Genomic DNA, 21,203 nt, shown 5'->3' on the forward strand with positions numbered 1-21,203 from the left:
CCCGATTTATGCAGACGACTTGGAACCGTACGATGCGGGCCAACTAACGGTCGCGATTACGCTCGTCGATGCATCGTCGAACACGTCAGTTGAGACATGGCGGACTACGGTCCCATATGAACCCGAGAATCAGACCACTACAGAACGTCAGAAGACGCCAGCGACACAGACAACTTCTGAACAGATACAGACGACGTCGACACCCCAGCCAACATCGTCACCGACGCCCATGGCTAGGGGCCCGGCTGAAGGACGAGAATGGACCGTCACGATAATCCGTGTCGTCGACGGGGATACCGTCGAAGCTCGGTTCCCGAACGGCGAGATTGACACACTCCGGCTACTGGGCGTCGATACCCCAGAGACGTCCTACAATAGCGTCAGCCCCGACGAGTTCGAGGGTATTCCAGACACGACCGCTGGCCGTGACCACCTGTACAACTGGGGCGAACGGGCGTCGTCCTTTGCGACCAGCGAACTCGAAGGTGAGACTGTCAAGATCGAGGTCGATCCGGCGGCCGACCGACGTGGGAGTTTCGGGCGGCTCCTCGTGTATCTCTACGTCGACGGCGAGAACTTCAACAAGCAACTGCTCGACGACGGCTACGCTCGGCTGTACGAGAGTTCCTTCTCGAAGCGCACCTCCTTCGGGAACTCGGAAGCGCTTGCACAGGCCACCAACACTGGTCTCTGGGACTTCGAGCGTGCGACAGCTATAGCGACGTCGACGGAATCCGATGCGTCGGATATCCCACCGCCGCCGCCGGATGGTGATTACGACTGTTCTCACTTCGACACGCAAGCGCAGGCACAGGCGGTCCTTGAACGGACCGCTGGTGACCCACACCGGCTGGATGGTGATGACGACGGCGTCGCCTGTGAGTCGCTTCCGTGAACGGGTCCACTCGAACACAGTCGACGTCGTCGTGCCGACCGCCGTCAATACGACGCCTGGACGCTGGATGCGGTGTTGCGTGAGTGCGAGGGCGTCCCGGCCGAGGTGCTTCGGGAATGAGCGGTGGCCAGAGTGACGCTGCGGCCAGCGCCGTCGCAAGCCGAGTCCCAGCACGTCATAACGACAGTGTTGGTCGACAGGATGTATCGGTTTCATCGACCCCGCCATCTCCAGCAGCGTCTCGTCGTCCTCCTGCTGGTACGCCAGCGTCTCCGCGATGGTGACAACTTCTTTCGGGACCGGCGGTGGACTCGATCGTAACGTGTTCAGGGTAAGCCGGGCCAAACCGCCCGGTATCACCTGACTGTTTTTGTGTCGGGAGTGCAAGGTCACGATACGGTCGTCGGCCACTCGTGTTCTCACCCAAGAGCGTCTGGATGGCCGACGACCACTCAGCATCGATCAGTCGCAATGCTGTGCCCATGCACATAGACAGGCGTGTCGGTCATCGCTCGACCACCGCTCGGCGTTCGATGATGACACGTAGCGAGCAGAACCCCATATCCCTTCATCAGAGGTGGGAAGATATCGAGCCGACAAACCGTCAGGATTCCTCGTCCGACGGCGGCCGACTCGATAGCCGGTCAAACCGATCCTGGGCTGCCTCTTGCCGTGCCTCAGTCGTGTCGGGATCGTACTCCCAGTCGACCACCTCTCCACCCTCGATCGTCACCGTAAGGATGGCGTCGGCGTGTCGGCCCTCCTCAGGTATCGTCGACGCCTCCAACACGGCATCACCAATCTCCTCGCCATCGTGCTCGAAGAAGACGGTCACGAGACTGTCCTCGATAGAGTCGACAACGGCAGTATACTGCCCGTCAGCGAGTGTGTCAAGCCCAGTCATTCGTACGTCTCCTGTCGCACGACATCCCCGTTACTGTTTCGCACGGTGACCGTATCGCCGCCGTTGTTCCACACTGGCGACCCAGCATCCCAGTACAAGTCTGTGTCCGTATCGGTGCCACTCCCCGTATGCAGCGTCACCGTCGCACCAGCGTCGAGCGTGTACCCCTCAGGCACTGTGTAGGTCTTCCCCGCCTCGTCCGAGACCGTCCAGCTGCCAAGATCGAGTGGCCCATCACCCGTATTCCGGAAGACGATGTATTCGTCGTTGAGGTTCTCCCTCTCGTCACCACTGGCGTCGGCATGGATCGTCTCAATCGACAACGTTCCCGTTTCAGTCGTGCCACCGTCGGTAACCGTGGGCTGGGGCGTGGCGGTCGATCCAGAGTCGGTGCAGTACGTGGCCCGCTCGACGACGTCGCCACTCGTCCCCGGCGCAACGGACTCGCCATCGCGAAGATCAAGTGGGTTGGTCGGCGCCGCCTGTTGGGTCCGAACAGACACGGACTGCCCGTCGCTGACCAACACAATATCGCCGTGGGTGGCGGTCCAATACGTTGGGAGCGAACGCTCGGCTAACCGTCCTAACAGCTCTTCGGTCGGATGGCCGTACTGGGAGTCGTAGGCACTCGAGACGATCACCGTCTTCGGATCGACAGTATCGAGCAACTCCTCACTCGTCGAACTCGAGGAGCCGTGATGACCGGCTTTCAGCACCGTCGCCTGGAGCTGGCCGCCGTACCGCTCGACGAGATTGGCCTCCTGATCGTTCTCGGCGTCGCCGGTCAACAGGAAGCTCGTCTCACCGTGAGAGAGTTTGAGGACGATGCTGTTCTCGTTACGGGCGTTATTTTCGAGATACGGCTCCGGCGGGCCTATGACTTGGACGTCGACACCCTCGAAGGGGATGGAGTCGCCAGCACGGGTCTCGTACAGCGTGACACCGTGCTGTTCGACAGCATCGAGGTACTCGCTGTAGGTCTGCGTACTCGCAGCAATCCCCGGATCGTAGATCGCGCCGATGCCGTCGGCTTCGGTTTCGTAGTAGTCGATGATCGCCGCGTTGCCGCCGATGTGGTCGGCGTCGTTGTGTGAAACCACCATGTAGTCGATGCGGTCGACGTTGTGTTTTTGGAGATACTGCAACACGTACACGCCGTCGTCGTGATAGTGGCCGGTATCGATCAGCATCGTTTCGCCGGTTGGCCCGACGACGAGCGTGCTCACTGACTGGCCGACGTTGATGAAGTGGACCGCGACCGTGCCGTTGGCTGTGGTCGCCGTCGTCGTCGCTGTCGTGTCTGGTGTGGTCGTCGCCGTGTCGACTGCTGGCGCCGCACCTGTACACCCAGCCAAGAGCACGACACCGATCAGACAGACCACTCGCACAGACGAGGACCCAGTGTGCATAGTGCCGGCCTACGAATGTGACAGGGATAGGTGTGTGCCCTACCGACAGAGACCTACGTCCGTCCGCTATGAGTTCTCCAACAGTACTCGCTAGCTGCCGAAGACATGTCTTGCATCGACAGCGAGTGCTGACACGCTCGTGTTTCAGTTTCTGAGTTGCTCACAACAGTTGAGTATAGTTAGTACATTGGTCCCTCACGGGCTCGAACGCCCGTGCCTCTGACAGCTCACGTCGGCGACCACATGACGATGACAGGTCGTCGACATATCGCTAGGGTATCCTCAGCGATTTTCCATGGACACTCGCGTAATGGCAGTAGAACTATAAGACAGCCATCTGACTATCTCCTGCAGGCTGTCAGAGGCACTACAGAGTCACCAGAGTAGCCTCCAAGATGGAACCTCCACTGGACTCACGGCTCCAGATTCGATACCTGGGCCAGAATATTCATATGTAGTACACGGATAGCCCCCGTTGCGGGCATCGCTGAAGTCATCACTCCCAGCGTGTCCGTCATCCCCCACTTCCCACCCCATTACCAGTTTCGCCGGGTGTGTTAGCCCGGCAGATTTTGTCACACAGAACAAGAGTGCCGAGTATACTCCCGCTCGTTACTGCAGCGGACCAGCGCCGCAGCAATGTCGACGTATCGACTACGCGTAGTAGCTGAGTCGTTCAGTGACAGTACCGAACGCCACGTTCTGGGTGACCGACTCAATCTCGACAGCGACGCGTTCACCGATTTCAGTGTCGGGAACGATGACGACGTACCCGCGCTCGATTTTCGCGATCCCATCACCCTGATCACCAAACGTCTCGATTTCGACGCGGCATGTCTCCCCTTCCTCGACGGGTGGCTGTGGGACTGCAGAATCAACCGACTGCGATACGCTATCGGACTGCTGTGTCGCTGGCTCTGTCGGGATGAGTGCGACCCGATACGTCTCACCAGCATCCAAAGCTCCGGCGTCGATCTCACTTTCGGGAATCTCGACGACGAACGACTCTTCGGTCTCCTCAATGTTGGCAGTAAACAGACTGCGAAGTTGGGATGGAATATTCATCTATGCCAGATGTCCTCGTGGTCGTGTGTCAGTGTCGGTCTATTTGAGTCTGTTGCCAGGGATAGCGCCCATTTCGCTCGCGATAAGCCGTGATCTGAGCGTCGAACGCCTGCGTCTGGAGTCCGGCCATCTCACAGTGGGTCGCTCCACCGACCGAAACCGAAGACCGCTCAGCTAGTGCTGATCGGTCGCGCAAGTCTGGCCGAGCGTCGGCCGACGCCGGTTCGTGGCGAGGCTGGCCACAGTCCTGACACACCCATATCGCTCGGCTGGCGTACGGGTGCGTCGCGACCCCATCCGCACCAACGTAGGTATGCGTGGTACCCGCCTGACACGCTCGACAGGCGAACTGGTGCTCACTGGTCGCGCCTTCGAAGAGCTCGATGAGTGCGTCAACGTCCGGCGGTGCGTCATAGCACTGGACGAGTCCTGGTACAACCCAGTACGCCATCTCAGCGGAGTCAGCTATGAGGGAGTCGAACTCGCTCTCGTCCAGGATTGGCGTCCCATCCTCGCGATAGATGACTGGGGTAGCGTCGTCGGCCGCCCAGTCGGTCCGTGTGCCAGCAGCCGCAAGCACCTCGCGTCCGGTCTCGTCCGTGAGAGGTGCTGCCGCCGGCAACGAGGACCACCCCTCAGTAAGATGTGAGGCTGGCTCGGTTTCGAAGTCCGCGATGGGCTTGACCTCTCCGCGGGAGGAGTTTGTCCCGGCAACGAGATCGTCAGCAATGGAGAGTGCCGCTGCCCCGAGCGCCCTCGCGTGGTACGTGGCATTCGCCTCGACGACGGCGACGACGACACGACCGAACGTCCACTCATCGTCCGACTGTCCCTCCGCTGGAGAGTCGTTAACACCTTCAGTCGCACAGAAGGGACACTGCTGCTCCTCGGCAGGATCGTCCGAGAGCAGGAATTACACCGGTTTGGGTTCTCTGTAGACCGCATTGGATAGTCGCCACGCCGACCGTCGCCGTTGTCTCGACTGGTCTTGGGGTCAGAACTCGCCGCGCCTCGGAGATCTGCGGGTCGAATTCAGGGTTCCGATCGGTCACACATCTGCGTCTGTTCGTCCTCATTGATAAACTACCGTCCCTTCAGAGAGTTTACAGAACACATCGATAGCGGGGTGTGAAACGACGGTCAGTCGTCGACTGTGTGCGTCGAGATGTCGGTGAGGACGCCGGCCCGCTCGGCTATCTCGGTATGCGTGGCGATCCAGTCCCGCGCTTCCGTTTGCGCATCAGTGATGTCCCCAGCGTCCCAATGACCGTCTTCGATCCACTGCCCACCGTCGGTGATGACTACGGCACAGGCTTCGGCGACGACCTCAAGGGCACGTTGTCGGGCGACCCAGCCGAGGCGTCCCCACGCTTCATCGAGTTTCGCTGCGAACGCCTCGTCACCACGAATATCGAGCGCTTCGTCAGCGGCCGCGGCCGCATCACAGAGCCGTGCCAATTCCGCGTCTTCGTCGACGGTCTCCCACACCGTGTTGTGGACGGCAGCGGCGTCGAACTCGCAAGCGAACGACGCAGCGAACTCCGATTGGCGCTGTTGCGACGTGCGAGAGCGGTGTCGCGACATCAGCACTCCTCCAGAGATGCCTCGGCGAGCGAGTCGACGTCGAACGTCTGGAGATGCGACCGCAGGCGAGCGTAGGGTCCATCGCCACTACTGGTGACACAGTACCGATTCGGGCGGGCCGCCTGCGGATCGCCACCGGCGTCGAGCCACTTCTCCAACGTGAACTCTTGAGCGTCCATGCTCCCGTCGCTGGTCCGGAACACCGCTGCAACCACGGGCGTGCCGTGGTTCTTCGCGTGGTAAGCGACGTCGACAACATCATGGTCGGCGTCAAACCGTGTCCAGTCGTCGAACTCGGCCGGTGGGTCCTGTTCGAACGCCTCGATGGCACGCCGTTCTTTTGCAGCTTCGGCGGCGTCGCGCCAGGCCTGCTCGATATCGGTCAGCTGGGCGTGTTCGATCTCCCGCAACACGTCCTCATCGATGCAGTCGCTGGCCCACGCCAGTACGGTTCTGGCCTTCTGCAGTTGCTCGTCGGGGCCGCCCTGCAGCCGGCCGAAATTGCGCTCCCGAGGCGAGATGGTGTAGACCACCTGCCGCCAGTAGCCGGGATCACCCGCTTGGTCTTCGCCCCGGTCAGGTGCCCACTCGGCCATCGACCGACGGAGTTCCTCGTGGTGACCGAAGCCGGTACGGCGGCCACCGGCGGAGAGTACCCGTTCGGCGAGGTCGATAGTACGTTCGAATTCGTCTGCTGGCACGTCGTCCGGTCGATCGATGTCGACGTAGAACGGGAGCCCGTGTTCGGCTGCGATGGTTCGTTCGATGTCTGGTTCGAACGGAATTTCCTCGACGAAAGTCGGTTCGACTGTCTCGTCTGTCTCGGCGTACATCGATGGAATGCCTCCACCGCAAGAGGCAGCACAAAATCGGCCAGTGATAGACAGGGATGGCCATATTGGGGCCTAGCTGGGAGGGAGGTTGCAGGGTCTGTTGGTTACACGACGCACCGTTAGCAGTACAGCAGTTCAGAGGGGAGGAAAGAGTGGTCACTCATTGCAGTGAGTGTGTGTATCGCCCCGCTTGCAGAGTTCACCCGTCGAACGGGACCGTACTGTCCGACGCGGGTGGGTCGGCGTCATCACCGAACCCGCTCCCGTACGCCTTGACGACTTCCGCGACGGTGACTTTGTACGCGTCGTACCACTCCGCCCACCGTTGCTTCGCCCGTCTGTGGTCCGAGTCTGTCCCGAACGACTCGAGCGCGTCCAGCGAGTCCCAGTAGTAGACGACGAAAACCTCCTCGCCCTCGGGGCCTGCCACGTCCGTTTCCCTAGATATCCCTCCGTGGCCTCCGCAGCCGCCTGAACCGCGTCGTTCAACTCGTGAAACTCCGCGTCGTACTCTCCTAGGTCGAGACGGAGCGTGACGAGATACATCACTACCAGTTCACTCGCCCACTCAGGTAAGATACTACCCCACCGAGAACATGGCCGCTCGCGACGGCCTGCTTGTACCCCTAGCGTTCCTCTCGGGGTTGTCTCTCTGGCTACTCTTGCCTCGGCCTCCACATCTATCCATCGCTCCAGTGAACACACATATGGTGTGCCTCGTAGCGGAGGTCTGTACCGCTCCGCATGGGCCTTGAGGTGAGTCAGTTATGACACGAAACGATGACCGGGACATAGAGAACCGCTTCGCGACCATTGCCGCCGGCGCTGCCGAAACCGAGACGCACCCTCACAGAGAGGGAACGAACGACGTTGTCTCGCCAATCCACCTCTCGACTACCTTCGAGTGGGCCAGCGGGGGCGACGGCAACGAACACGACTACTCGCGCGAGAGTAACCCGACACGGGCAGCCCTCGAAGACCGGTTAGCCCGCCTCGAAGGCGGCGAGCATGCGTTGGCGTTTGCTTCGGGATGGCCGCGATCTCGACCACGATGCTGTCACTCGTTCCGCCGGTGGCCACCTCGTCTCGTCGGACTCCATCTATAGCGGCACCGAAAAACTGCTCACGGAACTCGCCGCTGGCCATTTCGGCATCGACATTGACTTCGTCGACGCCCGCGACCCCGAACACGTCGCCGCGGCAGTCGATTCGGACACCGACTTGATCTGGGCGGAGACGCCGACGAACCCGCTGATGCGGCTGTGCGACATCCGGGCAATAGCCGAGATCGCCGCCGACTACGACGTCCCATTCGGGGTGGATAGTACCTTCGCGAGCCCGTACTTCCAGGCGCCGCTCAAGCTGGGTGCCGACATCGTCGTCCACAGCACAACCAAGTATCTCAACGGGCACTCCGACTCGATCGGCGGAGCCATCATTACTGACGATGACGAGATCGCCAACCAGCTGGCGTTTGCCCAGCGGGTCGGGCTTGGAAATATGCTGTCGCCATTCGACTGTTACTTGGTCGGGCGGGTGTGAAGACATTGCCGGCGCGGATGGAACACCACGAGGCGAACGCGATGGCGGTCGCGCGATTCCTCGAGGACCACGACCGGGTGGCGCAGGTCTACTACCCGGGCTTGAGAGCCACCCGCAACACGAGCTTGCGAGTAAGCAGATGTCGGGGTACAGCGGGATGCTCTCCTTCGAGTTCGATGGCACGCCCATCGAGCTGGAGGGTTTGTCGAGGGCCTTAAGATATTCACGCCAGGAGCGAGTCTCGGTGGGACCGAGAGCCTTATCGAGGTGCCGTCGCTGATGATCCCCGCCGAGATCGGTCACGGGGAAGCTACAGCGGAGATTTCCGAGATGTTAGTTCGGGTATCGGTCGGGCTCGAAGACGCGGACGACCTCTGTGAGGATCTCCGGACAGCGCTACCGTAGGCACGCCCGGTTTTCGTGACCGGGAAGACGATATTGGTGACCGGTACGCACGCGCATTCTCGTGGTTGATTCAACAGACCACTCGGAAATTACGTCGCGTCGATGTCATTGTCCTGCGATGGCTGGAGTGCTCGCAGTCGATCGCTGTACTCCGATTCGTACCTTGCAAGCAGCGTCTCGAACGCTTCGAGTGTGTCGGCTGCCGTTTCGCCCTTCGCTTTGATCGTGATGCGGTCTTCGTCTCGAGTACTGGTGCCCCGTTTGAGACGGGCTTCGAGACTGGTCCCAAAATCTGTTCGTTCGACACGCTCAACGGTGTCTGGATCGTTGTTGTCAGTCATGTTTCTAGGTGGGACGTCCACTCGGATACGCCCCGCACCCTCTTGGGCGCACAAACCTACCCGTACTCAGTGGTCGCTGTCAAACGTAAGGAGCGATGCCTGCTCACTACCAGTCAGCGTCGATAGGTCAGACCGAGCGACCTCCTCACCAGCCGCAGACGCCTCACCCATATCGGTAGTAGCACTCTCCCCAGACCCGCTCTCGAAGGCGGCGGTCAACGAGTCGCGAAGTGCCGCCACCCCATCGTCGTCGAGTTCGCGAACAGCGCCGCCTATCGGCGACTGGGACGTCTGCCACACTCGCTGATACTCGACAGTCAGGGAATCGCCCTGGATGATGTACGCATCGTGATTGAGGAAACAGCAGTTCAACGCGGCCATCTTCGCACACAGCGGATCTTTGTCCTGTCCGACAAACAATGCCTGGGGCTGTCTGCGGCCAGCCGTGAGGAGCAACCGACCGCTGCCACACGCCGGATCCGTAATGGTCGGCCGCTGGTCGTTGGCCGCCTCGTCGCCGACACCGGCGAGGTCGACCAGCAGCTCACACACTGCGTGAGGAGTGAAGTGCTGCCCAAACGCATCGCTGGACAGTCCATATTCCTCGTAGACGGCACCGAGGACGTCGGCGCCGGTGGCGGCCATCTGCTCTTGGAGCTGGCCGAAGGCTTTCGCGAACAGATCCACCGAGCGTTCTCCCTCGGGGAGGTCCATATCCGCCGGCTCTCGGTAGTCGTCGACGATGTCTAAGTACGGGTCGTCGCGCCGCTGTAACGCGTACAACATCAGGTCAACCCAATCTCGAAATACGGTGTGGGCACTGTGGCCGCGCTGTCGAATCCGGGCAAGCGTCGTGACGATGTCGTCACAGTTGGTCTGTGGTGATGCCATAGCTCTCTCGGCCACCAGAGAGCCCAGAAAACCCGCCTCGCTACGGGACATCGTACCGCGCTTCGAGCATGGTCCGGTACGACTCCTGAGTGTCGGCGGCGACATCGTCACAGTCCGCGGGGGCTCTGGCGATGCTGCTAGCGAACTCGGGGTCAGGACGCCAGCCCGAGGCCGTTCGCTCGGCATCCCACTCCCGGACAATCGCTTGCTGTCCATCTCGGGTGACGTACAGTACGCGAAGTGCTGGGCGCTCTCGTCTCGGGCCGGCGACGAGTGATTCAGTTCGTTGGTTGACCTCCCACTCCAGCAGGAGACCAGCCCGGAACTGAATCGCATAGAGTGGCTGTTCGTCGTCGCCGACAGGCTCGCGGCTGCCGTTCGTTGCCCAGGACTGGGGCAGTGGGCGGTTCTCGGTTCGGTCGTTCCAGCGCCATTCCAGTGTCGTCTCTGACTGGCGAGTGCTACTCATTCGGAATCTCTCTCAGCCACCAGAGAGCACACAAAATCGCTCAGGAGAGTTCGCTACTGGGACTGTGTCCAGCGTAATCCCGCGACGGTCGTCAAGGAACTCGAAACGGACGAATAGCCTCTCACTGAACCATCCGTGTGCAGATTATGCAACAATCTCGCGAGTGGTTCTAAAACCGTGTTGACGACTACTGATAGGAACTCAGTCCGCGGAGTGAACAGCCGTCGAAGCCGACTGTTCTCGTCTGGTCGACCGAATTGCCATGGCCACAAACCCCGCCGCAGCAGCGCCGGCACAGCCCGCTGCTACCCAAAATGCGACCAGCGCCGACGTGGCCTCCCAAATTGCCCCGACCGCCACCGGCCCAATCAGTTGCCCAATCTTCCACGAGAGTGAGCGGAGCGAGAAACTTCCAGCAACGGCATCCAGTCGCTCGCCTTCTTCGACGAACAGCGTCATGCTGGCGGGCAGCCGGATACTGTCACCGATGCCGAGAATGCTGTATGCAGCGAAGAGCCCGAAAAACGCAGGTGGGAGCACCATTGTTCGTCCGACTGCCGACAGGGAGACAGGAGACAGGAACTGCGTTGCAGACCCGGCTAATGGGATGAAGACAATGCCGATCGCGTAGACAGCTGCTCCTGCGAACACGAACTTGTAGCGGTGCTCTGCGTCATCGATGAGGGTGCCCATGCGGCCTTGCAGCACGGATTTCGTGAGTTTCCCGCCGGCGAGAATGCCACCGATAGCGAGCGGGTTGATGCCGAACTGTGTTTTCGCATAAATTGGCAGGAAGATGATGACAGCCATCTTCGCGACGCTGAATCCGAAGCGAAAGGTGACAAGCGCACGAATGGCAGGGCGTTGCAGGAGTGCTTTGAGCGTGTCGAGGCCGGATGCGTCTGTGGTGTCTGCTTGCTGTCCGGGATTGTCTCTGAGATACCGATAGACGGACAGCGTAGCGAGGGTGGTAACGGCGACGAGAACAGCGTAGGTGGTTTGAAAACCATACGTATAGAGGAGGAGACCGCCAAAGATAGTGCCAGCGAGGCTACTCACGGCAGCCACCTGATTGTAACTACCGAGCCACAGGCCGCGTTTACCGTCGGGGCTGATCTCACCGACGACGGTACTGCCGGTGATCCAGAGCAGGCTGGCCCCGATACCTTGGAGAGCACGGAGAATGATGACGTGTTCGACAGCAGTGACAAAGGTGAAACCAATGAAAATGGCGATATTGAGGAGGAGACCAGCGAGCAGGTAGCGTTTGGAGTTGCCGGTATCGATGACTCGCCCGAGCGGAAGGACAATGAGGAACTGTGTGAGGGCAAAGGCAGTTCCGAAGAGGCCCTCGACGGTGCCGGTAGTTTGGAAGAGGTCGGCGTACATGGCGAGGGCGATAAGGATGGTAGAGTAGGCTTGGCTGCGGGCGAAGGCGGTGCTTGCGAGGGCGACAAACTCTTTATTCTTGAAGAGGTCGGCAAATGAGGTCAGGTCGTCTGCGTCGGTCACAGTGGCTCCTCTCTAACGGGTGCCCTCTTTTAACTCTGATTACAGAACGAATCGCATACGTGAGGGAGTTTCACACTTACACCGGCGAGAACAGACGCTCTGTACCAATCAGCTGCTGATTTCCCTTTGTCGTCATTCAGAAAAACTACCAGCGTTCCGGGTCACTCATCAGCGAGCTCTGCAAGCCGCTGATACCACGCTCGGACGGTGACCGGCGAGATATCTACGGCCTCGCTGATTGTCTCCTGTGTCAGCCGCAGGTCAGCGTCCGTCCCAGCCAGATATACAGCGCCGGCAGCGATGCCGATCGGATTGCCGTTCAGCACCGCCGAGTCAGTGGCGGTCGCTGCCAATTGGGTTGCGTCCTGTCGAAGAGCCGGCGACACCGTGAGTGGAAGCTCCGAGATCACCTTCGGGACCCAGTCGACCGGGAGTTGCACCGGAATCGGTATCTCAAGCTCACGCTGGAACGCCCGGTACGTCCCCCAAGCGTCGCATGCGGAACAACGGGCGACATCGACGACGTCAGCCATCCGGATGACGGTATTGCACCGACCGGCAGCGTACACTGCGGCTGCGGCGCCACTTTCGATCGACCGACCGATGAGCAGGTTCGCATCTTGGGCCTGTTTGAACAGCGTCGACGCTTGCTGCTGGACCGCGTCACTCTGGTCTAGCGCCCCGACCAGCCGTCGGATCTCTCCGAGGCCATGTGACAGATTGCGTTCTCGCTTGGACTCGAACTTCGCTTGTGCGTGGAGTCGCCGTTGCCGGGAGAGTCGACGCTGCTTCCGGGACGAGATATCGGCTCCGCCGGTCCCGATGTCAGTGGATAGGCCTCTGTCGTGGAGGGTGACCGTCCGTGGTGCACCGGTTCGCTTGCGCTCCTCACGGTCGAACGACCGCCACTCGGGCCCGTGGTCAACAGGGTTGTCCTCAACGACGAGGCCACACGCTCCACAATGGGTTTCGTGCGCGTCCTGAACGAGGTCACCGTCACATTCTGGACACTGCTGTGTCGATACGTCCGACTCCTGCTGGACAGTGCTCGAAGCCATGGGAAGATTCTCTCACTTGCCAGAGAGGCGCAAAATCACTCGGTCCCGACCGGCTATGCATCCGGCAGCCGGCCGTCAGGTCGAGGAATCATCCCCGCTCGAATCTCGATATCGACCCGCCGGAGGTGCTTGCATCGCGCCACGTCGTCCGGACAGCTACACGTCTTCTCGACGATGTCGACTTCGTAGACACGACCGGATGCCGAATACACCTCGTACCGGCCGGGCTTCGCGAGGAACGAGACGTCGATATCCTCTTGCTTCGCACGCTCTGTTCGTGGATCGTCGTCGGCCTCGACGGCAAGCGGGCCACTGGTCGGCCCAGTAACGTTGCTCTCGTCCACCGATATCCGGACGCCGCCGCCGTCAGCAACTGCTCGACGCGGATCAGCGTCGACGTGCAATCCAAACTGGTCGTCGAGAGCCACCGGATCAACCCACTTGGGGATGGGGCGCTCGCCGATAGCGAATGCGACACGTCGGCGATGCTTGCACTCGACCGGCCGATGCGTGTCGTCCGGACACTCACACCGGCCTTCGGCTGTGTCGACGAGGTATGCCGACCCGGAGCTCGACACCACGAGGTACAACTCCGGAGCGTCAGCAGCCCGGCCGATCGAATCCAGCACAGTCATCACGTCGGTCAGTGCTGCGACCGTCCGGTCGTCGATCTCAGCTTCGTCAGTCGTTGCTCGTTCCCCAGGTGTGTCGATATTAGATGACATGGTTGGCAGACGGCGCGCCCGCTGTGGAACGCCCGCACCCGCTGGGGCACACAAAACCGCTGTGAGAACCGACTCGTTTTGACTGGATGGTCTACGCTGCAAGGTACACTCAGAGGTTATCGAGCAGTGATCTCTGATGGGTGGCGCAAAATCACACAAGAACAGCTATATCGGGAAGTTCTCAGATATCTGTTACAAAAGAGGTCAACAGAAGTATTGTCGTGATCACGTTCAATATGTACTTGTGAGCAAGGATCGGCGCAAACACCTCGCTGACGTGCCCCCCAGCGCCAAGCTCGTATATAAAACGTTGGAATACGAAAACGAGCTAACACAGAGTCAGCTCGCCGAAGAGACCTTGCTCTCTCCTAGAACCGTCAGGTCCGCGTTGAAAGTACTGTTGGAGAAAAACGTCGTCGAAGAGGAGATATATTTCGCCGACGCCCGCAAACGTCTCTACTCGATCACGACACCAGACGGGGTCTCTGACTCGACCGAGTAGCCGCCATCCCAAGATCTACAGCTGAGCAGGTCGATTGCCTCGGAGTCATTCGAGAGAGAAAGGCTCGTTCGTGATGACGAGACGCCGTCAGCGTCTCGAATCACGTGGTCCCGAGGCGATTTACAGGGTTCGTCTCGCCTTCGAATCGTGGCCGCCACCAGTACTATCACAGTCTGCCCGACGGAGTTCGCGAGCTCGGAGGCGAAGCTGGTGTTGCACCTGTGTTCGGTCTTTATGTTTCGTCTCGTAGGCCAGATAGGTCTGCAGCATCTCGAGAGAGTCCATACACTGAATACCCGCTAGAATGGGCTGGATCTGATCGGTAGCCAGCAGTCGCTCGGGAGGGAGGTCCGCAAGGACCGCGTCGTCACGGTGCTCGCTCATCGCCCACTCTCCGGCCGCTGGCACATGTATTGTTCGGCGAACTCAAGACCGGCCTCCAGTGTCGACCGCGTTCCCACGGGACGGCCGGCGCGTTGCAGTCGCCACACCCCATCCTCCTGCTTGAGGAGCAGTGTCGCCGCAGTGCCCGGTATTTCCCACGCAATAGTGGCACTCGTATGAACGTGGTACGCCCACCCGCCGGTCGCAGCGGACGTCGCGGCTGCCTGCCGGTCGATGAGCGTGTCCGACCGTGGGCCGCCAGCGCCGAAGTCTCCCAGTGTCGCGGGTCCACCGCCTGTCATTCCGTTCCCTCCGTTCGCTCCCACCGCGCCATGATACTGGCACTGGCCGCAAGCACGGTCTGCACCTGCTGTCGGAGTGGGGCCTGCTCGTCGACGGCGACGTCCAACTGTGTCCGAAGCTCCAAGACGTCCGGCGTGTCGAGACTGCCTGACTGCTGTGCGATAGCACTGAGGACGAGCGCTTCGACGTCGGCATCGGACGAGTACTGGTCGCGAACAGCGGCCGTGAGTGACTCGACAATCTGGCACTGTTGGTCAGGACGCGCTCTACCGGGTCGATAATGTCGAGGGTGGTTCTGCAACATCCTCTCACCCACCAGAGGTGCACAAAATCGGGGCCTGCGATTACTCGGCTGTCGAGCATTCAGCGATCATGATACCCTCTGTGGGGCCTTCGACGTAGAGCGCGTCAGCGCCGCGATAGAATATCGTGAACCGCTCCGGATGGTAGTTGTAGCTCGGTGATAGGGTTTCGAGTACTCGGGTGAGCAGCGTCGAGGAGAACTGTGGGCGCCCATTCGGAAGCGTGAGCCGTCCGGATTCGAGCGGACCCCAGTCGTCGAATGTATAGTTCGCTGGCGGCGTGTATGTCGCCCGAGACGTCGTAACCAGATACTCTGCGCCGTCCAGAACACGCCCGACCGAACGCCCAGCCGAGAGAATGATTTCGACCTGTCCGTCGCAGATTGCTTCGGTCTGGTCCTGCCACTCGATCGGGCGTGGTCGAGACGCTGTCTTGACTGGTGGGCCGCGAGCAGCCATTGCGTGGAGATGGTCCTTGGCGTCGGTCTCAGAATCGAACTCTGCGCCACAGGTACAGCTGTACTCCTCATCTCCGCCGAAGTACCCGTCTGGGTCGTCAATTCGCTTCGTCTGTCCCTCTGCTAGCTCGATGCGGTCGACGTATCGCCACGAGTAGTCAATCTCGATTTCGTGGTCACCAGACGAAGGACGGAACTGGAAGCCACCAGACTGGTCTGCGCACTCTATATCGGTCCGGGACGAGGTGTTTTCTGACATCCTCTCGGCCCACCGGAGGAGCACAAAATCAGGGAATTCGAGGCTAACCAACAGACGGTGATTTATCAGTAGATTGTTGGTTAGTGACAGCGCTTAAGATCGCTCTGCGCGTCTCTCTGTCCTGTGAACGCGAGTCGGTCATGCATCGAGACACAGAGAGCCGCCCTATCACGAGCAACGTAGTTGTTCAGGTACCGATACGCCGATTCGGGATAGATCCCATCTTGATTTGACTCAGTGTCGGGATCGACGAAGATGACGCTGAACGCTGGCAAACCGAAACAGCGCGTCGACGAGACCGACAACACCATCCCGTCGTCCGGCCCGTGACACTCGATGAGGTCCCCACGGTGGAGGACCTCGTCAAGAGGTGGGCGGTCAGTCTCGGCGCGGAAGAGCTGTTGCCCGTCGCAGTTCGCCTGCCAGGGTGTGAGTGGGTCGAGTTCCTGGTTGGGACAGAGCTGGGCAGTCTTGTCGTCGAGCAGTTCGACGACGAACGGGGACTGGGCTCCGTAGTGGTACTCGTAGTCGGGCGATCGGCGAGCACGTTCGATGTGGGTTGTGACCGCCTGTGCCGCTAGCTCTCGAGTTGGGAACAGCCCCTGCCACGAACACCAGTCATCGCTGCAGACGGCGAGGAATCCACTCTCCGTGATCCGAATCTGCGCTCGTTCTATAGGTGTACCGACCAGGCAGTCAGCCCTCGTTTCGATATGCTGAGGCGACTCCGTACTGGCGACCATATGGATCAGTACTCCCCTCTCGGTTCCCCGTCGAACACCTCACCGGATTCCTGCGCACGTCGATGCTCAGCTTCGATGGAACCGACGTCGTCAGCTTGCTGGTCTTGTTCATCGATGACCTGCTGCGGGTCAGTACTCATGATGGGCCTCTCACCTGCCAGAGGCGCACAAAATTCGGACGCAGACCACCACTCAGCCGTCGTCGACGGGCGGCAGTCCATCCCGGTACTCGAGACATTTCCGTTCGTTTGCTAATCGGTACGCGAGTGTCTGGCCGTTCTCGTACTCGACGACAATCGCATCTTCGAGATCAGCCAGAGAGGCCCGATCGCCGTGGACGGTGAAGAAAGGATCCGTCGGTTCTGCCGAGAGCGGATTCTGCTCCTTCTCACCAGTAAACCACCCACCACATCAGGCACGAGGTAGAAGACCACGAAATAGATGATCCAGAAACAGTGTACCGGAGGCTGGATCAGGCTGAAGAAGCATTGCAAAACAATAATTCCCGACAGGCCGAAAGACTGCTTGAAGAACTAGACCGGATGGTCGAGAGTCGGAATAGATAGCCCTGTTGATTAGCGACCTTCAGGCGGAGGTGAGGCGATACGCTTCATCAGACAACTTCCGAGAGAGTGGATTTCCCGTGTCTATCCCCGTCAACTCGATTCCTGTACGCCCTCTAATTCATAGATCATGACTTCCCAGCTAGTGCTAGCGTCGTTACGATATACCCAGGTGCCCCTGAGGTCAACACCGTTCTGGCTGGCCACCGCGAGAAGCTGCTTGAGATTCGTCTCGAACTCGTCCGTAGTCGTTATTCCTCCGCTATAGGGATTCTTGTCTGTCATGGGCTACTGACTCAGATACTGGAGATGAGAGAGCCGTGGTTCAAAGAATCGTCCGCGATTTCGGGACGAAGAATGATCCCAGGCCATCGCCGCTATCTGGTCGGTTTTTCCTACATACGCTAGACTGATAGATTGATAACATTGTACACCATGCAAAGGGTGGACAAGCAGATTGGGTAAGCAGGCTTATTGCTTCTAGTAGAGGGTGTCATAGAACGAGTAGCACACCAAAGAGCAGGGTGAACGCTGAGGTGGATGAGTTCAGCGACCCTGCAAGATGATCCTTCGGTAGAGTCATTCTTCAATGTCGCGGAAACCGAGACGCTAGCGTTGTTTGAGCATCTCTCATTCGAGTTTCTCGAAGAGTTCGACGTGTTCGCCCCGGCGTAATGACTAAGATAACTTTTGAAAGTCAAGGAATTTCTGGCACCACTTCTTTGCGAAGCTAACGCGTTCGGTTATTTGTTCGAACGTCTCCTGAACGAGATCTTTGAACTCGTTTTCATTTTCCACGATGATTGGGCACATCGTCCACTTGAGGTAATCCCAAACCTTCTCAATTGGATTAAGATGCGGTGAGCTTGTGGGAGAAAGACCAGGTCGATCCCAAGTTGATGCGCACGCTTGCGCGTGTGTTTACAGATGTGGGATCCGTGCTTGTCCAAGACGAGCAGAATCCGGCGTCGCGGATTCTGCTCGCGGACCTTCTCTAAGACTTCGCAAATCCGTTCTTTCTCCTCAGTTTCTTTGAACATAACGAGACTCTCACCGTTAAGCGCATAGAACCCGACAGCTGAATCGTCCGTCTTGACTAGTGGTCGTTCGATATGAGGATCATCAACGTACCAGACCCGGCGTGAATTATCGTATGGCTGTGGCTTCGATGCATCGAAGAAGCCCAAGACGGTTCCACCGTCGGTGCAAACATCATCGTCAACAACCCATCCATCGTCATCGTCACCCTCGCGTTTGTTGTATGGCTGATCGTCCTCGTCGAGCGCGTCGTCGACGCGCTCTTCGAGGATTTCATCTGGGTTCTCTGGCTGATGAGGCCGCTTTGGCCGTGGTTTCGCGTACGAAAGACCAAGATTTCGAAGGAAGGTGCCGAGATAATTCCGGCTATACTCGACGTCGAATTCTTCCTTGAGAAGATGCTGAATCTCCTGTGATTTCCAAGGCTGACCGTCACGAAGCATCTCGATCAGCTCTTCTTGTTCGTCTTCATCGAGTTTCGGGGGCCGACCGCCCCGAAACTCGGCATGAGTTCTTCGAGCCCACCTTCATTCCAGGCTTCTGCCCAGCGATCACCGGTGGCCGCCGACCTGCCTTCCCGGTCGGCGGCCTCCGGAATCGAATCACCTTGATAGAGGTTTTTCAGGAACCCAAGACGCCGAAGTCGGTGATCGTCTTCAGCCTCACGCAGCAATTCGTCGATCTCCTCCTCAGACAGGTGACGCTTGATCTCCTTGCGACGTGAGCGCTCCATGAACGGCAGTCAGTCTTAACTCACAAAAGTTTTCGTACTCATTAAGACGGGGCGAACACGAGATCACGAACCACCAGAGCTGATGCGTGGCTTCCTCCATTGCTACTACCACGACATCTACGGCATTCGTCCCGTTGAGCGAGAGCTTCGGAACACGATCGTTTGGCTGAGCTGTGGGTTCGATCGACCGCCGTCGAGAGACGCGGTCGATCGCTTTCTCACCGACCTCGAACACGTCGTTGACGACGTCTTTGACCGACTCGTCGAGCAGGCCGCCCGGTGCGGCCTGCTCGACTTGACCTACTGTATCGATTCAACCGACGTGAGGGCGATGCCCGCCGATCAAGATGCGTCGAAGTGCTACGATCCAACCGACGACGAGTACTACTACGGCTACGGTTGCACGATCGTCTCGACCGGGCAAAAGATCCCGATTGCAGCCGAGTTCACAGAGAGTAAGCAAGCGCCAGAGGAGACGGCGATGCGCGTCACGCGTGACGCGCTCGCCGTCGCCAAGCCGATCTGGATGGTCGGTGACAGCGCCTACGACACGCTCGACTGGCACGACCACCTGCTGGCCGCAGGGGTCGTGCCAGTCGCTCCGTACAACGCGCGAAACACCGACGAGCCGAAAGATATCGAGTACAGAGTCGAAGACCGCATCGACGAACACAGCGAAGACGTTCAACTGAAGCAATCGACGCTAGACGAGACGTACAATCGCCGCACAGGAGTTGAACGAACCAACGAATCAGTCAAGGACTGCGGCCTCGGGCGAACGCACGCCCGAGGCCGCGTCCACGCACGAGCGCAGGTGTTCCTCGCGCTGTGCCTTCGCCTCGTCGTCGCAATCACCAACTACGAACGCGGAGACAATCCGGGAAGCACCGTGATCACGGTGTGAGAACTCTTCTATGACACCCTCGCTTCTAGTACTGTATCTGATGGAAGGGAAACAACAATGGGCGTCATCGTTGAACTGTCTCTTCCCGCAGATGAATTCGAGCTGGGTCGTATTTTATCGGTAGAAGACACTACCAGTCTCGTCCTCGAAACGATGGTGCCGCTCGGCGAGCGCCCCATTCCGTTCGTCCGATTTCGTGATAGTGATCGCAGTTCGTTTGAGGAGAGCGTCCGTGTACATCCTGCTGTCAACCGTCTTCAGGAGGTCGCAACCTATGACGATGAAACGTTGTACGCGCTAGACTGGGAAATGTCAGATGAAACTTTTCTAAGTGGCGTGCTAAGGATGAATGCTCACTTGTTGGACGCGAGAGGAGGTGCGAAGGTCTGGACGGTCGAACTTCGGTTCCCGTCACACGACTCCCTCTCGGCGTTTCAGGAGTATTGTGCTGACGCTGAGATCCACTTCGACGTCAACCGGATTTACAATCCGGCACCACCAGATGCCGACTCAGAGTTCGGGTTGTCTGCTCCACAACGAGAGGCGCTGTCCCGTGCTGTTGAGACTGGGTACTATGCTATTCCACGGCAGATTTCCACAAAAGAGCTCGCGGATGAATTCGATATCTCTGACCAAGCGCTGACTGAACGTCTGCGCCGAGGCATTGATACGTTGGTCACAAACACGCTCCACCGTGATAAGGAGACGTGAATCCTTGCCATTTCAGTATTCGGTTGCTTCAAGCAGAACGTGTATATATTTACTGCTAGCAATAAAATTAAAGTTCTCTTTGTTAAAAATATAAAGAATTATGCAGTAAATGTATGTCATCACATGATATGGGGGTTCTGAACAAAACCACAAAAACGGTGCATAAGCACAAAATAGGGAACGCAAAGTTACAGACGACCCATGGACTCACGTATCATGTTGCTCCCGACAAATTACGCATGACTTCTGTTGAGTCTGCGACCACCGAATTCAACGCCACCAAGTGTGGTCGCTGTTTCGAAGATGCAGGTGGCTACTGAAACGAGTGGCCGACTCCGTGACTAAAATGTCGATACCAGAGATACCAAATAGCGAATCGTGTCTTCGTACTTTTCCCACTCGCTCCGACTTTCCCAGGATCTGTCGGGACGATGGCGGTCAATATACTCCTGATCACTGTCACTGTTGACGGTTCGTTGAGTACAGAAAAATACCTTTGTCGACAAAGGGCAATCGATATGAGATATCTGTACGAAGCTGTGTATAGGCGGAACTGCGGTCGTGAGAGCTCCCTCGTATAGGTTGCCACCCGCCACAGATCCATGTTACCATACCTATCGATTACGTCACCCGGTTCCGCCTGTTTCAGATATTTCGTCACGGAACCGTG

20 protein-coding genes and 4 pseudogenes are annotated in these 21,203 nt (G+C 58.9%); 6 read left to right on the plus strand and 18 right to left on the minus strand.

Annotated features, from left to right (window positions below):
• The first annotated feature begins 229 nt into the window (after window positions 1-229).
• A complete protein-coding gene (locus G9465_RS22310) occupies window positions 230-895 on the plus strand; it encodes a thermonuclease family protein (RefSeq protein ID WP_166974765.1) in 666 nt (221 codons plus the stop codon).
• A 604-nt stretch (window positions 896-1,499) separates the two neighbouring features.
• On the opposite strand, the gene G9465_RS22315 is transcribed toward G9465_RS22310, so the two are convergent.
• The 6 genes from G9465_RS22315 to G9465_RS22340 form a co-directional block, all read right to left on the minus strand.
• Window positions 1,500-1,799, minus strand: coding sequence for a DUF3006 domain-containing protein (locus tag G9465_RS22315; RefSeq protein WP_166974768.1), 300 nt, complete (start codon window positions 1,797-1,799; stop codon window positions 1,500-1,502).
• Window positions 1,796-3,208 carry a lamin tail domain-containing protein gene (locus tag G9465_RS22320; protein ID WP_166974771.1) on the minus strand — a complete coding sequence of 471 codons (1,413 nt, stop codon included), beginning with the start codon at window positions 3,206-3,208 and terminating at the stop codon, window positions 1,796-1,798. The genes G9465_RS22315 and G9465_RS22320 overlap by 4 nt, the downstream gene beginning before the upstream one ends.
• A 654-nt stretch (window positions 3,209-3,862) precedes the next feature.
• Window positions 3,863-4,273 carry a TRAM domain-containing protein gene (locus tag G9465_RS22325; RefSeq protein WP_166974774.1) on the minus strand — a complete coding sequence of 137 codons (411 nt, stop codon included), beginning with the start codon at window positions 4,271-4,273 and terminating at the stop codon, window positions 3,863-3,865.
• Between the two features lie 1,140 nt (window positions 4,274-5,413).
• The gene (locus tag G9465_RS22330; RefSeq protein ID WP_166974777.1) at window positions 5,414-5,857 is read right to left on the minus strand and encodes a hypothetical protein; all 444 of its coding nucleotides are present in this window, start codon (window positions 5,855-5,857) and stop codon (window positions 5,414-5,416) included.
• On the minus strand, window positions 5,857-6,690 hold the full coding sequence (locus G9465_RS22335; RefSeq protein ID WP_166974780.1) for a hypothetical protein: 834 nt from the start codon (window positions 6,688-6,690) through the stop codon (window positions 5,857-5,859). Before G9465_RS22335 ends, G9465_RS22330 begins: the two co-directional genes overlap by 1 nt.
• Before the next feature lie 199 nt (window positions 6,691-6,889).
• Window positions 6,890-7,120, minus strand: a complete 231-nt coding sequence (locus G9465_RS22340) for a hypothetical protein (protein ID WP_227015823.1) — start codon at window positions 7,118-7,120, stop codon at window positions 6,890-6,892.
• Window positions 7,121-7,457: 337 nt separating this feature from the next.
• Here G9465_RS22340 and G9465_RS22345 point away from each other — a divergent pair.
• A pseudogene (locus G9465_RS22345) lies at window positions 7,458-8,637 on the plus strand (trans-sulfuration enzyme family protein).
• Window positions 8,638-8,726: 89 nt separating this feature from the next.
• Here G9465_RS22345 and G9465_RS22350 read toward each other — a convergent pair.
• The 6 genes from G9465_RS22350 to G9465_RS22375 form a co-directional block, all read right to left on the minus strand.
• A complete protein-coding gene (locus G9465_RS22350; RefSeq protein WP_166974783.1) occupies window positions 8,727-8,978 on the minus strand; it encodes a hypothetical protein in 252 nt (83 codons plus the stop codon).
• 66 nt (window positions 8,979-9,044) lie between these two features.
• The gene (locus tag G9465_RS22355) at window positions 9,045-9,869 is read right to left on the minus strand and encodes an N-6 DNA methylase (protein WP_166974786.1); all 825 of its coding nucleotides are present in this window, start codon (window positions 9,867-9,869) and stop codon (window positions 9,045-9,047) included.
• 40 nt (window positions 9,870-9,909) lie between these two features.
• The gene (locus tag G9465_RS22360; RefSeq protein WP_166974789.1) at window positions 9,910-10,338 is read right to left on the minus strand and encodes a hypothetical protein; all 429 of its coding nucleotides are present in this window, start codon (window positions 10,336-10,338) and stop codon (window positions 9,910-9,912) included.
• A 201-nt stretch (window positions 10,339-10,539) separates the two neighbouring features.
• Window positions 10,540-11,850 (minus strand): MFS transporter, encoded by a 1,311-nt coding sequence (locus G9465_RS22365; protein ID WP_227015824.1) that lies wholly within the window; start codon window positions 11,848-11,850, stop codon window positions 10,540-10,542.
• A gap of 161 nt (window positions 11,851-12,011) precedes the next feature.
• Window positions 12,012-12,908 (minus strand): transcription initiation factor IIB family protein, encoded by an 897-nt coding sequence (locus G9465_RS22370; RefSeq protein ID WP_166974792.1) that lies wholly within the window; start codon window positions 12,906-12,908, stop codon window positions 12,012-12,014.
• Window positions 12,909-12,961: 53 nt separating this feature from the next.
• Window positions 12,962-13,633: an SWIM zinc finger family protein gene (locus G9465_RS22375; protein ID WP_166974796.1), complete on the minus strand. Its 672-nt coding sequence runs from the start codon at window positions 13,631-13,633 to the stop codon at window positions 12,962-12,964.
• Window positions 13,634-13,877: 244 nt separating this feature from the next.
• Here G9465_RS22375 and G9465_RS22380 point away from each other — a divergent pair, with 244 nt between their 5' ends.
• On the plus strand, window positions 13,878-14,135 hold the full coding sequence (locus tag G9465_RS22380; RefSeq protein WP_227015825.1) for a winged helix-turn-helix domain-containing protein: 258 nt from the start codon (window positions 13,878-13,880) through the stop codon (window positions 14,133-14,135).
• A 380-nt stretch (window positions 14,136-14,515) separates the two neighbouring features.
• Here the strand turns inward: G9465_RS22380 and G9465_RS22390 are convergent, their stop codons facing one another.
• From G9465_RS22390 to G9465_RS26195, 5 genes are all read right to left on the minus strand, one after another.
• A complete protein-coding gene (locus tag G9465_RS22390) occupies window positions 14,516-14,821 on the minus strand; it encodes a hypothetical protein (protein ID WP_166974805.1) in 306 nt (101 codons plus the stop codon).
• Entirely contained in the window at window positions 14,818-15,126 is a 309-nt protein-coding gene (locus G9465_RS22395) for a hypothetical protein (protein ID WP_166974808.1), read from the minus strand. Before G9465_RS22395 ends, G9465_RS22390 begins: the two co-directional genes overlap by 4 nt.
• A 40-nt stretch (window positions 15,127-15,166) precedes the next feature.
• Entirely contained in the window at window positions 15,167-15,841 is a 675-nt protein-coding gene (locus G9465_RS22400; RefSeq protein WP_166974811.1) for a hypothetical protein, read from the minus strand.
• An 80-nt stretch (window positions 15,842-15,921) separates the two neighbouring features.
• Window positions 15,922-16,584, minus strand: coding sequence for a hypothetical protein (locus G9465_RS22405; RefSeq protein ID WP_166974814.1), 663 nt, complete (start codon window positions 16,582-16,584; stop codon window positions 15,922-15,924).
• Window positions 16,585-16,589: 5 nt separating this feature from the next.
• Window positions 16,590-16,724 carry a hypothetical protein gene (locus G9465_RS26195; RefSeq protein ID WP_255491999.1) on the minus strand — a complete coding sequence of 45 codons (135 nt, stop codon included), beginning with the start codon at window positions 16,722-16,724 and terminating at the stop codon, window positions 16,590-16,592.
• A gap of 963 nt (window positions 16,725-17,687) precedes the next feature.
• On the opposite strand from G9465_RS26195, the pseudogene G9465_RS22410 reads away from it, so the two are divergent.
• Window positions 17,688-17,819, plus strand: a pseudogene (locus G9465_RS22410) (IS5/IS1182 family transposase); the annotation flags it as partial.
• A 6-nt stretch (window positions 17,820-17,825) separates the two neighbouring features.
• Here G9465_RS22410 and G9465_RS22415 read toward each other — a convergent pair.
• A pseudogene (locus G9465_RS22415) lies at window positions 17,826-18,918 on the minus strand (IS630 family transposase).
• A gap of 28 nt (window positions 18,919-18,946) precedes the next feature.
• Between G9465_RS22415 and G9465_RS22420 the strand changes: the two are divergent.
• A pseudogene (locus G9465_RS22420) lies at window positions 18,947-19,822 on the plus strand (transposase); the annotation flags it as partial.
• Window positions 19,823-19,879: 57 nt separating this feature from the next.
• Window positions 19,880-20,533 (plus strand): helix-turn-helix domain-containing protein, encoded by a 654-nt coding sequence (locus G9465_RS22425; protein WP_166974817.1) that lies wholly within the window; start codon window positions 19,880-19,882, stop codon window positions 20,531-20,533.
• Window positions 20,534-21,203 lie beyond the last annotated feature (670 nt).

It is taken from the genome of Haloarcula sp. JP-L23 (assembly GCF_011602445.1).
Taxonomy (GTDB): Archaea; Halobacteriota; Halobacteria; order Halobacteriales; family Haloarculaceae; genus Haloarcula; species Haloarcula pellucida.

Bases quoted from the DNA above. Each gene is read 5' to 3' on its own strand.
- G9465_RS22390 (WP_166974805.1), bottom strand. From the start codon at position 14,821: ATGACAGGCGGTGGACCCGCGACACTGGGAGACTTCGGCGCTGGCGGC.
- G9465_RS22375 (WP_166974796.1), bottom strand. From the start codon at position 13,633: ATGTCATCTAATATCGACACACCTGGGGAACGAGCAACGACTGACGAA.
- G9465_RS22360 (WP_166974789.1), bottom strand. From the start codon at position 10,338: ATGAGTAGCACTCGCCAGTCAGAGACGACACTGGAATGGCGCTGGAAC.
- G9465_RS26195 (WP_255491999.1), bottom strand. From the start codon at position 16,724: ATGAGTACTGACCCGCAGCAGGTCATCGATGAACAAGACCAGCAAGCT.
- G9465_RS22350 (WP_166974783.1), bottom strand. From the start codon at position 8,978: ATGACTGACAACAACGATCCAGACACCGTTGAGCGTGTCGAACGAACA.
- G9465_RS22325 (WP_166974774.1), bottom strand. From the start codon at position 4,273: ATGAATATTCCATCCCAACTTCGCAGTCTGTTTACTGCCAACATTGAG.
- G9465_RS22310 (WP_166974765.1), top strand. From the start codon at position 230: ATGGCTAGGGGCCCGGCTGAAGGACGAGAATGGACCGTCACGATAATC.
- G9465_RS22320 (WP_166974771.1), bottom strand. From the start codon at position 3,208: ATGCACACTGGGTCCTCGTCTGTGCGAGTGGTCTGTCTGATCGGTGTC.
- G9465_RS22405 (WP_166974814.1), bottom strand. From the start codon at position 16,584: ATGGTCGCCAGTACGGAGTCGCCTCAGCATATCGAAACGAGGGCTGAC.
- G9465_RS22335 (WP_166974780.1), bottom strand. From the start codon at position 6,690: ATGTACGCCGAGACAGACGAGACAGTCGAACCGACTTTCGTCGAGGAA.
- G9465_RS22330 (WP_166974777.1), bottom strand. From the start codon at position 5,857: ATGTCGCGACACCGCTCTCGCACGTCGCAACAGCGCCAATCGGAGTTC.
- G9465_RS22400 (WP_166974811.1), bottom strand. From the start codon at position 15,841: ATGTCAGAAAACACCTCGTCCCGGACCGATATAGAGTGCGCAGACCAG.
- G9465_RS22355 (WP_166974786.1), bottom strand. From the start codon at position 9,869: ATGGCATCACCACAGACCAACTGTGACGACATCGTCACGACGCTTGCC.
- G9465_RS22425 (WP_166974817.1), top strand. From the start codon at position 19,880: ATGGGCGTCATCGTTGAACTGTCTCTTCCCGCAGATGAATTCGAGCTG.
- G9465_RS22370 (WP_166974792.1), bottom strand. From the start codon at position 12,908: ATGGCTTCGAGCACTGTCCAGCAGGAGTCGGACGTATCGACACAGCAG.
- G9465_RS22315 (WP_166974768.1), bottom strand. From the start codon at position 1,799: ATGACTGGGCTTGACACACTCGCTGACGGGCAGTATACTGCCGTTGTC.
- G9465_RS22395 (WP_166974808.1), bottom strand. From the start codon at position 15,126: ATGTTGCAGAACCACCCTCGACATTATCGACCCGGTAGAGCGCGTCCT.